The organism is Moritella sp. Urea-trap-13 (genome assembly GCF_002836355.1).
In the GTDB taxonomy this organism is placed as follows: domain Bacteria; phylum Pseudomonadota; class Gammaproteobacteria; order Enterobacterales; family Moritellaceae; genus Moritella.
The window spans coordinates 246,211-259,255 of the sequence record NZ_PJCA01000039.1; the positions used below are offsets into that span (position 1 = coordinate 246,211).

The following is a 13,045-nucleotide window of genomic DNA, read 5'->3' on the forward strand; positions in this document are numbered from 1 at the left end:
ATGTATGTTGTCGGATTAACCGGTGGTATCGCATCAGGTAAAACTACCGTTGCCGATCTTATCGCTAGCGAAGGCATTAATTTAGTCGATGCTGACATTGTCGCCAGACAAGTTGTGGCTATCGGTAGTCAAGGATTAGCGCAAATTAGCGCCCATTTTGGCGAGCACATTTTGCTTGATGACGGTAGTTTAAATCGTGGTTTATTAAGAGAAAAAATATTTTCCGATAATGCCAACAAGCAGTGGTTAAATGATTTATTACACCCACTGATCCGGACTGAATTATTAGCGCAATTAGCCGCCAGTGATTCACCCTATACCTTGTTAGTTGTGCCACTGTTAGTTGAAAATAAGCTCACCACGTTATGCAATCATGTACTGGTTGTTGATGTCGACGAACAACTACAAATACAGCGTACGATGGCGCGAGATAATGTATCCGAGCAACAGGTTAAGGCGATACTAGAGTCACAAGCCTCACGCCAACAACGCCTTGCAGCAGCGGACTCCGTAGTGGTGAATAACGATCGCCAGCAGCTAGTCAAGGATACTGCAGTTTTACATCAGAAATTTCTTGAATTAGCGGCTACAGCCATGGCAGACTAGCCACTTTCAAGCATTGTTTATTTAGGAAGTCATCATGCAAGTAAATTGCCCAACCTGTAAGAAATCCGTTGAATGGGTTACCACTAATGAATTTCGCCCGTTTTGCAGTGACCGTTGCAAACTAATTGATCTTGGCGAATGGGCAAGTGAAGAGCGTTCCATTCCAGGTGAAGATGTATCTCCACAAGAATTACAGCCTAAAGGTTACGAATTCGATTAGAGCGACTAACTGGATTTATGCTAATGAGTGGCTCAGGCAAACTGAGTCATTAACATCTCGACAATCACTTGATTCGCTGCGGGGAATTTATAATCCGCTAGTGCGCTAATATTTACCCACGCAGTTTGCTGCCCTTCAAGACCTTTACCAACACCTGCAAATTTATCGACTAGATAGAAATCCAATAGCACGACCTTATCACCATAATCAAATTCTAGCTGGTGAAATGCCTGCGCATTAACGACATCAAGATCAACTTCCTCTTTGAGCTCTCTGGTTAACGCCTCAAGCACAGATTCTCCAGACTCTACCTTACCACCTGGAAACTCCCACTGATTACCTTGGTGCTGCTCTGAGCTACGCTTACTGATAAAGACTTGTTGCTCACGGATGATAATACCGGCAGCGACATGGACGACTTTCATGAGGAGTACTCTTGTTAAGTTGTAGGATAAAATGACCGTTAACAAAAAGCGCTAAAACATTGCTGTTTTAACGCTTTTAACAGTTAACTATAACGCCTATTAACTATCACCAATCGTGACAATAGTTATGGCTTAGTTCTATTAGCTTAATTTACCATGGCACTGTTTAAATTTAGCACCTGAACCACAAGGACACGGATCGTTACGACCGACTTTCTGACCTTGACGCACAAATGTTTCCGCTTCAGTTGCTGCAGATTCATCAGCAAGTTGATTTTCAGCCGGAGCATGATTCATGTTTTGTGGTAATGATTCACCACGACGACGATGTGCTTCAACGGCTTCGACGTCTTCTGGTGCTTGCACTTGGACTTTACAAATCACCCCAACCACATCTGATTTCAAGTTTTCTAACATTTCAGTAAACAGTTCAAACGACTCACGCTTGTATTCTTGTTTCGGGTTTTTCTGTGCGTAACCACGTAAATGAATACCTTGGCGTAAATGATCCATGGCAGCTAAATGCTCTTTCCATAAACCATCCAGTGTTTGTAACATTACTGCTTTTTCAAACTGACGAATAACTTGAGCACCGACGGCATCTTCTTTGGCTGTATAGGCTTCATTAGCACCAGTCATGATACGTTCACGGATCTTTTCTTCGTATAACTTACTATCTTCATCGATCCATTGCTGAATTGGTAGTTCGAGCATGAAGTCAGCACGTAAACGTTGCTCTAGACCGGTGATATCCCACATTTCATGTAATGATTGTGGTGGGATGTAAGCATCCATTACCGCATTGATCACGTCTTCACGGATCGCAACCATAGTGTCACTGATATCTTCCGCTTCCATAAGTTCATTACGTTGCTCATAAACCACTTTACGTTGGTCATTGGCAACGTCATCGAATTCAAGTAACGATTTACGAATATCAAAGTTACGACCTTCAACTTTACGTTGGGCATTTTCGATCGCGCGTGTTACCCACTTATGCTCAATCGCTTCACCTTCTTCCATACCCAGTTTCTTCATCATGCCGGTAATACGGTCTGATGTGAAAATACGCATAAGCGGATCGGCCATAGAAAGATAGAAACGTGTTGAACCAGCATCACCCTGACGACCAGAACGACCACGTAATTGGTTATCAATACGACGAGATTCGTGACGTTCAGTACCGATAATATGCAAACCACCTGCCGCTAGCACAGCTTCGTGACGCACTTGCCATTCCGCTTTAATGTGCGCAATTTGTGCTTCAGTTGGATTTTTCAGCTTATCCACATCAGTCTGCCAGTTACCACCTAACACGATATCGGTACCACGACCGGCCATGTTGGTTGCAATTGTCACCGCGCCAGAACGACCTGCATCAGAAACGATCTCAGCTTCACGTTCATGGAACTTAGCATTCAATACGTTATGCTTAATCTTGTCTTTTTTCAGTAAATTAGAAAGTAGTTCTGAGCTTTCAATTGATACTGTACCAACCAATACTGGTTGTTGTCTCTTCACACAATCTTTAATATCTTCGATGATCGCAACATGCTTTTCAGCTGCAGTCAGGTAAACCAGATCGCCGAAGTCTTTACGCGTCATTGGCTTGTTAGTCGGTAATACCACTGTTTCCAGGCTATAAATAGATTGGAATTCAAATGCTTCGGTATCAGCAGTACCTGTCATACCAGACAGTTTGTCGTACATACGGAAATAATTCTGGAAGGTAATCGATGCTAATGTTTGGTTTTCATTTTGGATCTTCACACCTTCACGGGCTTCTACCGCTTGATGCAGACCTTCAGACCAACGACGACCCGGCATAGTACGACCAGTATGTTCGTCGACAATCACAATTTCACCGTCATCACTAACAATATAGTCTACGTCTTTTTCAAATAACGTATGGGCACGTAATGCTGCATTGATGTGATGCAGTAATGAAATATTCGCAGCAGAGAATAAAGAATCATCAGCGCTTAATAAACCACGTTCTTTGAGCATTTCTTCGACTTTAATTTGACCGTTCTCAGTCAACAATACTTGTTTGTTCTTTTCATCAACCGTGTAGTGACCAACACCAGTATATTCTTCAGTATCTTCTTGCTCTTGCTGTTCTAGCAAAGGAATGATGGTATTGATATTGGTATATAAATCTGAGCTATTATCCGCTGGGCCAGAAATGATCAACGGTGTACGCGCTTCATCAATTAAGATTGAATCAACTTCATCAATTACCGCATAGTATAACGGACGCATAACACGTTGTTGCGGTTCGAACGCCATGTTGTCACGCAGATAATCAAAACCAAATTCATTATTGGTGCCGTAGGTAACATCCGCAGCATAAGCTTCACGTTTTGCCATGTTATCCATGCCAGACACGTTCAAGCCAACTGTAAGTCCTAAAAATTCAAATAGTTCACGATTCCATTCCGCATCACGTGCAGCAAGGTAATCATTCACGGTAATAATATGCACGCCTTTACCTGTTAAGGCATTTAAATAAGCAGGTAATGTTGCCGTTAGAGTTTTACCTTCACCAGTACGCATTTCGGCGATTTGATTATTGTTTAATACCATGCCACCTAATAGCTGTACATCGAAGTGACGCATGCCAAACACACGCTTAGAGCCTTCACGTACAACCGCAAATGCTTCCGCTAAAAGACTATCAAGTGATTCACCAGCAGCGAAACGTTGTTGAAAATCAACTGTTTTAGCTTTTAGTTCTGCATCTGATAATACTTCAAAATCTGCTTCTAATTGATTAACTTGTTTTACAACTTTGTGCAATTTTTTTAAAATGCGGTCATTGCGGCTACCGACTATTTTTGTAATTATATTAGTTAACATTTTATGACCAAAAGTTATTGTGAATCTATTTGAAATTTAAAGCATTTTAGCGATAAACATAGCGTTTAGGATCGACTTGTCGTCCCGATTTTAGCACTTCGTAGTGCACATGGGGTCCAGTAGAACGTCCCGAACTTCCCATAATAGCAATAGTTTGCCCTTTACCAACCACATCACCTTCTTTTGCGATCAACTCTTTAGAGTGGGCATAACGTGACGACAGACCATTTCCGTGATTAATTTCGATTAATAAACCGTAACCTGAACGTCTGCCAGACCAAGTAACAACACCTGCACCCGTGGCAATAATGTTCATGCCATTATCACCTGCAAAATCAACGCCTTTATGCATAGTCGCTCGCCCTGTAAAAGGGTCTTTACGCACACCATAAGGAGATGATAACCAAGAACCACGCTGAATAACGGGTCGACCAGATAACACTGCCTCATCTGTTATATTGTGATTCAATAGCATAGTTTCAAGTAGTGTAAGCTGTTGTGAGCGATTATTTACTTCTAAGGACAGTAAATCCATCTCTTCAAGCAAGGTTTGTAAATCAACAGCATAACTTGAATCGGTATCCACAGGACCACCAATAGCAGGCTTTAACATAAAATCAAATTCACCACGCGTCAAACTGGCATCTTTAGCCAATTCATCACCTAATAAACTCAAACGGTTAACTTCTGCTTGCATCATGCCAACTTTACTCGCAAATACCGCGATTTTCAAATCTGTTTCTTGACGTAGCGCAAGGACTTGATCGGCTTGTTGTTGATATTTTTGCTGCGTTTTTGCAATTTTAAGCTGAATGGCTTGAGAAGAGTAGTTTGAATAGAGAAACCAAGAAGACGCAATCGATGCCGCGATAACAGCAATTAATGCAAATATGAAGAAATAGAGATTAAATAATTTAGAATAGCTATGTTTACTATTCGAGTAAGTAACTGTAACGCTCATAATCTTTTTTTAACTGATGAATATGTGACACTAAATATAAACAATTTGGTGCCACAATTCTATCTGTATTTATCTCAGCGCTGACTAACAACGTCAGTTCCGAGATACTAGACCTGTTTGGTTAGATTATAACGCCAGTTCTAAATTGGCTTCTAACCAACGAATCGGCGCATCTTGCGTTTCATCAACGGTGGTAAATTCCCACGCTTCTTGATTAGCAAGTAATGCTCTTAGTAATAAGTTATTCATGCCGTGGCCTGTTTTGAATGCTCTAAACTCACCTAAAATTGAATGCCCTGATAAGTACAGGTCACCAACAGCATCAAGTACTTTATGTTTAACGAATTCATCGTCATAACGTAAACCGTCATCATTTAGAATACGGAATTCATCAACCACAATCGCGTTGTCTAGACTACCGCCCAGAGCGAGATTTTGTGATTGTAGATACTCAATATCTTTCATGAAACCAAAAGTACGTGCACGACTGATTTCTTGATGGAACCAATCGCCAGAAAAATCTGCGCGAATATGCTGATTTTGGCCTTCAAATACCGGATGATCAAATTCAATACGTAAATCCATGATAAAACCATGGTTCGACGGTAAGAATTCAGCCCATTTATCGCCATCTTCAACACGGATTGGTTGTTTGATTTTAATAAATTTCTTGGCACAGTTTAGCTCTTCAATTCCCGCACTCTGCAGTAAGAAAATAAAAGGACTGGCACTGCCATCCATAATTGGAATTTCAGCTGCATCAACTTCAATAATAATATTATCGATGCCAAGACCAGCTAATGCCGCATTAATATGTTCGACAGTAGAGATACGGTGACCATCTTCGCTAACAAGGCAAGTGCACAACATGGTATCTTTTACCATGTCTGCCGAGGCTTTGAAATCAACCACAGGATCGAGGTCGATACGGCGATAGATAATCCCGGTGTTCGCTGCTGCTGGACGAAGATTTAGGGTAACCTTGTTGCCAGAATGTAGACCGATGCCGGTACCACGTACAGCTTGCTTTAATGTTCTTTGTTTAATCATTAATGTCACCCTATTAAATCTCACACTCCAACGAGAGGCCGAGCAATTTACCATAACTCTTGTGGAAATGCAAAATCACCAATCCAAACACAGCTTATATAATTCAGTCTTTAGGCTAAAAATAATGCCTACGACTGAATCATACTCTCGCGACTATACGATAAAGTATTAGTCTGCTTGACGACGTAAGAACGCTGGAATATCAAGATAGTCCGGTTCACTTTTGGTTGCTTTAGTCGTATGACTCTCACCAACAGCAACTTGCTGTGCAACATTCTGCACATCAACTTGGTTATCGGCTGCTACCACTGTCGCTTTAGCTATTTCTTCAATTTTTGCTGGTTCAACTTTAGCTTCTTCAATTTTCTTTACCGGTGTTGGTACTAAGGTCATATCTGGCTTATTTTCAGCACCGATACCCGTAACCACAACCGTTACACGTAATTCATCTGTCATTTCAGGATCAATTACCGCACCCACAACAACCGTTGCATTATCAGATGCAAACGCTTTAATTGAATTACCAACCGTTTCGAATTCTTCGATGTTGATATCTAAGCCAGCAGTAATGTTAACTAAGATACCGCGTGCGCCCGCTAAATCAACATCATCAAGTAATGGACTTGAGATAGCCGCTTCAGCCGCTTCTTCAGCACGATCTTCACCTGAAGCTACACCCGTACCCATCATCGCAGTACCCATTTCGCTCATAACTGTGCGAACATCGGCGAAATCCACGTTGATAAGACCAGGACGGGTAATGAGTTCGGCAATACCTTGCACAGCACCAAGCAATACGTTATTTGCTGCTTTGAAGGCGTCTAATAAGCTCACACCACGACCCAATACTTTCAGTAGTTTGTCGTTCGGGATTGTGATTAAAGAATCAACCTGTTCACTTAATGCATCAATACCTGCTTGCGCATAAGTCAGACGACGTTTACCTTCAAAAGAGAATGGTTTAGTTACGACTGCGACTGTCAAAATACCCAGTTCTTTGGCAATTTCAGCAACAACAGGCGCGGCACCAGTTCCTGTACCACCGCCCATACCAGCAGCGATAAAGATCATATCAGAGCCTTGCAGATGCTCACGAATAGTATCGCGATCTTCTGATGCAGCTTCGCGGCCTACAGCTGGGTTTGCACCCGCCCCTAAGCCTTTCGTTATTGTGTTACCGATTTGAATAACAGTTCCAGCTGCTGAATTACGCAATGCTTGCGCATCGGTATTAATTACAATAAATTCAACACCTTCAATTGTTTCACTGACCATGTGATCAACAGCGTTACCGCCGCCACCACCAACACCAATGACTTTAATGACAGCTTCATCGTGACTATCATCGAGTAGTTCAAACATGGTACTTTCTCCAAAATCTTATTGGGGTTTTAAAACCCGCCTTTGAACCAGCTCATTATTTTTTTAAATAGCTGATTACAATTATTTTTTTCTACGACTACTTCTGTTGCTGGTTCGAACTGATGTTCTTTACCAAACAGAAGTAAACCAACCGCTGTTGAATAAACTGGTGTGTTTACATACTCAGTTAAACCATTGATATTCAATGGTATACCGATTCTAACTTGAGAGTTGAATACGCCTTCAGCACATTCAACTAAACCTTCAATTTGTGCAGCGCCACCAGTAAGGACAATACCAGCTGCCAATTTTTCCAGCTTTAATGAGGCCAAAACAGTTTTTAATTCATCTTCAACCATTCCGAATAGTTCAGAATATCGAGGTTCTATCACTTCTGCAAGTGTTTGTCGTTGTAAAGTGCGCGATGGTCGACCGCCGACACTCGCTACTTCGATGGTATCATCACGTTGTAATAGATTAGCGTGTGCACAACCAAACTTAACTTTAATATCTTCTGCGTCTGCAGGAGGCGTACCAAATGCATAAGCAATATCACTAGTAACTGCATTGCCAGCATAAGAAAATACCGAGGTATGACGTAACGAACCATCATAAAATACAGCAATATCAATCGTGCCACCGCCAATATCCACGACACAAACACCTAGCTCTTTTTCATCATCGGTAACGACAGCATAGCTTGATGCTAACGCAGAAAAAATTAATTTATCAACTTGTAATTCACAGCGCTCAGCACATTTTACAATATTTTTTGCCATGTCATTGTGACACGTGATCAAATGTACCTTGGCTTTCATGCGAACGCCTGATAAACCAACAGGGTTTTTAATGCGTTCTTGATAATCAATAGCATATTCCTGCGGTATAACATGTAAAATTCGATGTTCGTCACGAATTCGCACCGACCTTGCAGTATAGATCACGTTATCTACATCATCTTGTGTGACTTCATCTTCAGAAATCGCCACCATGCCAATTTCATCTTGGCTACTAATATGTTTACCAGAAATACTCAGATAGACAGAGGATATTTTCATATCGGCCATCATTTCTGCTGCTTGTAATGCACGTTGTACGGCTTTAACCACAGATTCAAGATCGTTCACACCACCTTTGTCCATGCCTCGCGATGCACTTTCACCTAAACCGATGATGTTCAGCTCGCCGTCAGGTAATAACTCACCAACGACAACGGCAATTTTGGATGTGCCGATATCCAAACCTACAATTAATTTTCGTTCCATCGACTTAGTCATTATCACTACTCTTTATTGTCATTTTTCCAGCCAACTGAGAAACCTGTATCGTAACGTAAATCTATATAGGCTATTTTTTCTTTGTCTAATACTGCGACATAATCGATATAGCGCTGGATCCGTGAGATCGCATCTTCTCGCCCTAAGCGCAACATAATACCATTACTTAATACAACCGTTATTGCATTCCGCAAATTAACTGTCATTTTAACGATTCTATAACTGTTAATCTGAAGTAATCCGTTGAATTCATTGTATTTAGACAGTGCAGCTACAATTCTATCATTCGGGCTATAAAGTTTCACTAAGGATTTAGGCGCCCGATTAATGTCTGCATCAAACACGATGCCATCTTCATTTAGCAGTTGAGTATCATTCCATACCGCAACAACAGGCTGTTCTTGAATATAAACACGTAATAAATCCGGCCAACTTTTACGTACCGAAGCATGATAAACCCAAGGTAATGACTCAATTTTTCGTTGAATATCATCGACATTGACCGAGAAATAGTTTTCTATTGCCGGTTTTTGTAACAATACCGCACGGATATCATCATCACTAACGTAATCTCGATCACCTTGAATAATCAGCGCTGACATGGGCATTTTGCTGGCATCAGTCAAGTATGCTTCCATACTGCTGAACATCCAGCTAAAAAATACTACCACCATAAAGAAGAAAAATAGACCTAAACCACGCTTTAAACGTGACGGACCTAATTCTTCAACGCAGGACTCATCCGCTTGAATTTCAAGTTCGGTCAGCGCATAGATATTATCATCTAGCGAATCAGGTAAGGGCGTCACAGTAGCAGTGGTCATGATTTATTAATGCGCTAGCGCGAGTACCTTTGACACTAAAGTTTCAAAGTCATAACCCGCCGCCTTTGCCGCCATTGGTACTAAACTTTTTTCCGTCATACCCGGTACCGTATTGACTTCCAATAACTGGAACTGACCTTGCGCATCGAGCATGGCATCTACACGACCCCAACCTTCAGCCGCTACCGCATGAAATGCTTTTAATGCATAGGCTTGTAATTGCTGGCGCTGCGCATCTGTGATCGGGGCCGGACACAAATACTCGGTGGTATTTGATTGATACTTAGCTTGATAGTCATAAAACGTATTGGGTGTTTTAAGTTGGATCACCGGTAATACTTCATCACCCAGAATCGCCACGGTAAATTCAGGGCCTTCAATCCATTGTTCAATTAGAATTTCGTTATCATATGCAAACGCAGCGGTTACCGCGATCTCTAATTCCGCCACGTCATGCACTTTCGCCATACCGATACTTGAACCTTCTTTCGCCGGTTTAATGATCACCGGAGAGCCAAGCTCAGCAATAATATCGCTGGCGATTGCAGTACTAAAATCTGTTGGCGTGACAATACGATAAAGTGCCGTTGGTAAACCTTGCGCTTGCCAGATTTGCTTAGTGCGGATCTTGTCCATCGCTAACGCGGCACCTAATACACGGCTACCGGTATACGGAATAGCAAGCAGTTCTAACGCGCCTTGCATCACCCCATCTTCACCACCACGACCATGTAAAGCAATAAACGCGTGGGTAAAGCCATCACGTCCAAGTTGATGCACGTCGTATTCAGCAGTATCTAATGCATGTGCATCAACACCTGCACGCTGTAAACCGGCAGTAACCGCTGCACCTGATTTGAGTGATACTTCACGTTCAGCTGAATGTCCGCCAAATAATACCGCTACTTTTTTAATGCTTGTTGCGCTCATGATTACTTCTTCCATTGTTTCATCGTATCCACATTCATTGCCATTGCCGCGAGGTCTTTAGCCAGCGTACCAACATTACCAGCGCCTTGGGTCAATACCAAGTCACCTTCTTGTAAATGCTCAGCTAAAATAGCCGGTAATTCATCAGGGCTCGATACAAAAATAGGTTCAATATTGCCGCGCTGTCGAATACTACGACACAATGAGCGGCTATCCGCACCCGGAATTGGCTCTTCGCCTGCAGGGTATACTTCTAATAATAACAACAAATCAACTTTTGATAAGACGTTAGCAAAATCTTCATACAAATCACGCGTACGGGTATAACGGTGCGGTTGGAATACCGACACTAAGCGTTTTTCCGGCCAACCCGCACGTGCAGCAGTAATAGTAACATCAACCTCGGTTGGGTGATGACCATAATCATCTACCAACATCACATTACCTGCACCTGAATCAAATTCACCAAGCTGATCGAAACGTCGACCTGTGCCTGCAAAATTAGCTAATGCAGTCACAATAGCACTATCCGCAATGCCATCCTCAGTCGCAACAGCAACCGCTGCAGCTGCATTTAAAGCATTATGTTGACCGGGCGAGTTTAAGCTCACACGCAAATCATCACGATCTTTACGGCAAATAGTGAAGTGACTTTTGTGACCTTGCTGAACATAATCGATAATGCGTACATCAGCATACTCAGAAAAACCGTAAGTGACGACTTGACGACCAACATCTGGAATCAACTTTTGAATAACCGCATCATCGGCACACATCACCGCTAAACCGTAAAACGGTAAATTATGAAGAAAATCAATGAAGGTTTTTTCTAACTTGGCAAAGTCACCGCCATAAGTATCCATATGGTCGGCTTCAATATTGGTCACCACAGCAACCATCGGCTGCAATAATAAGAATGACGCATCACTCTCGTCCGCTTCAGCAATCAAGTAACGACTAGTCCCTAACCCGGCATTGGTGCCAGTGCTTTTTACTAAGCCACCATTAACGTAAGTAGGGTCTAAACCTGCTTCATGATAAATCCCCGTAACCAGCGCCGTCGTCGATGTTTTACCGTGCGTACCTGAAATCGCAATACCATGACGAAAACGCATCAATTCCGCGAGCATCTCCGCACGTTTAATCACTGGAATACGGTTTTCATGCGCGGCCATAATTTCTGGATTGCTTAAATCAATCGCGGTAGAGACGACGACAACACTAGCATTCAATACATTTTCAGCTGTGTGCTCGAAGTTGATCTTGGCGCCTAATTTAACCAAACGCTCTGTCACTGGATTGGGCGCTAAATCAGACCCAGTAATTTGGTAACCTTCGTTAGCTAACACCTCAGCGATACCGCCCATACCTGCGCCACCGATACCAACAAAATGGATAGTTTTCACACGGCGCATCTCTGGCACCATAGTTCTGAGTTGTGCGATCTTTTGTTCAGGCATTATTTATCTCTCTTCACTTAACGCTGAACAGGCAATTGCGACCTGTTCAGTAGCATCTAGAATGGCAGCGGTTTTTGCTGCCTCTGACATCGTCACAAGACATGTATCGTCATCAATCCACTGCTGTAATAATTTGGCCAAATCGGCGGCATTAAATTGCGATTGTGGTATCAATACAGCACCACCCGCTTGCACTAATGATTGGGCATTTTTAGTCTGATGATCATCAACCGCATGCGGTAATGGAATGAAAATAGCAGGCAGCCCGGCAACAGCAACTTCGGAAACCGTTAACGCACCAGCGCGGCAGACTACCACATCAGCTTGCGCATAAGCTTGCGCCATATCATCAATAAAATCAGTCACTAATATTTCAGCTGTCACGCCTGCGGTTTGATAAGCACTGATTACTTTGGCGGCATTGTTTTTACCGACTTGGTGACGTACACAAATTTTATCTTGTGGTAATAACGCCAGTGCCGCAGGTAAGGTATCATTTAATACTTTCGCACCTAAGCTACCACCAACCACTAATACTGTCAGTTTATCTTGTTTGATTCGCACTTGTTGATGCAGTGCGAGTACATCTTCTCGCACCGGATTACCAACCAACTGGCCATGCGCAAACGCACCAGGAAATGCCATTAATACTCGCTTGGCTATTTTAGCTAATAACCGATTGGTTAAACCCGCGGCAGCATTCTGCTCATGTAAAACCACAGGAATACCTTGTAGCCAAGCGGCAACACCACCCGGTCCACTGGCAAAACCGCCCATGCCTAATACCACATCAGGTTTAAAGTCTTGTAGCACTTTACGCGCCTGCAGTACTGATTTTAAAATGCGAAATGGCGCTGCGCATAAACGCTTAAACCCATTACCACGCACACCTGAAATATCAATAAACGAAATATCAAAACCATACTGAGGCACTAAATCAGCTTCCATACGATCTGCAGTACCAATCCAATGGATAGTCCAGCCCTGCTGTTGTAAATGTTTTGCTACCGCAATACCAGGGAAAACGTGACCACCAGTACCACCAGCCATCACTAATAAACGTTTTGTCAT

General features: G+C 42.5%; 12 protein-coding genes. 2 read left to right on the forward strand and 10 right to left on the reverse strand.

Annotated elements, in window-relative coordinates; genetic code table 11:
• Together coaE and yacG are read left to right on the forward strand one after the other, a co-directional pair.
• Positions 1–606: a dephospho-CoA kinase gene (gene coaE, locus CXF93_RS20005; RefSeq protein WP_101064265.1), complete on the forward strand. Its 606-nt coding sequence runs from the start codon at positions 1–3 to the stop codon at positions 604–606.
• Positions 607–640: 34 nt separating this feature from the next.
• Positions 641–826 carry a DNA gyrase inhibitor YacG gene (yacG, locus tag CXF93_RS20010; protein ID WP_101064266.1) on the forward strand — a complete coding sequence of 62 codons (186 nt, stop codon included), beginning with the start codon at positions 641–643 and terminating at the stop codon, positions 824–826.
• A 32-nt stretch (positions 827–858) separates the two neighbouring features.
• Here yacG and mutT read toward each other — a convergent pair whose 3' ends face one another.
• The 10 genes from mutT to murG form a co-directional block, all read right to left on the reverse strand.
• Positions 859–1,251 (reverse strand): 8-oxo-dGTP diphosphatase MutT, encoded by a 393-nt coding sequence (gene mutT, locus CXF93_RS20015; RefSeq protein WP_101064267.1) that lies wholly within the window; start codon positions 1,249–1,251, stop codon positions 859–861.
• Between the two features lie 141 nt (positions 1,252–1,392).
• Positions 1,393–4,110, reverse strand: coding sequence for a preprotein translocase subunit SecA (gene secA / locus CXF93_RS20020; RefSeq protein ID WP_101064268.1), 2,718 nt, complete (start codon positions 4,108–4,110; stop codon positions 1,393–1,395).
• A 46-nt stretch (positions 4,111–4,156) separates the two neighbouring features.
• Positions 4,157–5,071, reverse strand: coding sequence for a M23 family metallopeptidase (locus CXF93_RS20025; RefSeq protein WP_101064269.1), 915 nt, complete (start codon positions 5,069–5,071; stop codon positions 4,157–4,159).
• A gap of 126 nt (positions 5,072–5,197) precedes the next feature.
• Positions 5,198–6,121, reverse strand: a complete 924-nt coding sequence (gene lpxC / locus CXF93_RS20030; protein WP_101064270.1) for a UDP-3-O-acyl-N-acetylglucosamine deacetylase — start codon at positions 6,119–6,121, stop codon at positions 5,198–5,200.
• A 168-nt stretch (positions 6,122–6,289) separates the two neighbouring features.
• Entirely contained in the window at positions 6,290–7,483 is a 1,194-nt protein-coding gene (ftsZ, locus tag CXF93_RS20035) for a cell division protein FtsZ (protein ID WP_101064271.1), read from the reverse strand.
• A gap of 29 nt (positions 7,484–7,512) precedes the next feature.
• Positions 7,513–8,760, reverse strand: coding sequence for a cell division protein FtsA (gene ftsA, locus CXF93_RS20040; protein WP_101064272.1), 1,248 nt, complete (start codon positions 8,758–8,760; stop codon positions 7,513–7,515).
• A 5-nt stretch (positions 8,761–8,765) separates the two neighbouring features.
• A complete protein-coding gene (locus CXF93_RS20045) occupies positions 8,766–9,584 on the reverse strand; it encodes a cell division protein FtsQ/DivIB (protein ID WP_101064273.1) in 819 nt (272 codons plus the stop codon).
• Between the two features lie 6 nt (positions 9,585–9,590).
• A complete protein-coding gene (locus CXF93_RS20050) occupies positions 9,591–10,529 on the reverse strand; it encodes a D-alanine--D-alanine ligase (RefSeq protein ID WP_101064274.1) in 939 nt (312 codons plus the stop codon).
• Complete coding sequence (murC, locus tag CXF93_RS20055; protein WP_198551725.1) at positions 10,517–11,977, reverse strand: UDP-N-acetylmuramate--L-alanine ligase; 1,461 nt, start codon at positions 11,975–11,977, stop codon at positions 10,517–10,519. Before murC ends, CXF93_RS20050 begins: the two co-directional genes overlap by 13 nt.
• Positions 11,978–13,045 carry an undecaprenyldiphospho-muramoylpentapeptide beta-N-acetylglucosaminyltransferase gene (murG, locus tag CXF93_RS20060; RefSeq protein WP_101064276.1) on the reverse strand — a complete coding sequence of 356 codons (1,068 nt, stop codon included), beginning with the start codon at positions 13,043–13,045 and terminating at the stop codon, positions 11,978–11,980.

Excerpts from the sequence above, each read along its gene's own strand:
- coaE (WP_101064265.1), top strand. The coding sequence starts at position 1 with ATGTATGTTGTCGGATTAACCGGTGGTATCGCATCAGGTAAAACTACC.
- yacG (WP_101064266.1), top strand. The coding sequence starts at position 641 with ATGCAAGTAAATTGCCCAACCTGTAAGAAATCCGTTGAATGGGTTACC.
- mutT (WP_101064267.1), bottom strand. The coding sequence starts at position 1,251 with ATGAAAGTCGTCCATGTCGCTGCCGGTATTATCATCCGTGAGCAACAA.
- secA (WP_101064268.1), bottom strand. The coding sequence starts at position 4,110 with ATGTTAACTAATATAATTACAAAAATAGTCGGTAGCCGCAATGACCGC.
- CXF93_RS20025 (WP_101064269.1), bottom strand. The coding sequence starts at position 5,071 with ATGAGCGTTACAGTTACTTACTCGAATAGTAAACATAGCTATTCTAAA.
- lpxC (WP_101064270.1), bottom strand. The coding sequence starts at position 6,121 with ATGATTAAACAAAGAACATTAAAGCAAGCTGTACGTGGTACCGGCATC.
- ftsZ (WP_101064271.1), bottom strand. The coding sequence starts at position 7,483 with ATGTTTGAACTACTCGATGATAGTCACGATGAAGCTGTCATTAAAGTC.
- ftsA (WP_101064272.1), bottom strand. The coding sequence starts at position 8,760 with ATGACTAAGTCGATGGAACGAAAATTAATTGTAGGTTTGGATATCGGC.
- CXF93_RS20045 (WP_101064273.1), bottom strand. The coding sequence starts at position 9,584 with ATGACCACTGCTACTGTGACGCCCTTACCTGATTCGCTAGATGATAAT.
- CXF93_RS20050 (WP_101064274.1), bottom strand. The coding sequence starts at position 10,529 with ATGGAAGAAGTAATCATGAGCGCAACAAGCATTAAAAAAGTAGCGGTA.
- murG (WP_101064276.1), bottom strand. The coding sequence starts at position 13,045 with ATGACAAAACGTTTATTAGTGATGGCTGGTGGTACTGGTGGTCACGTT.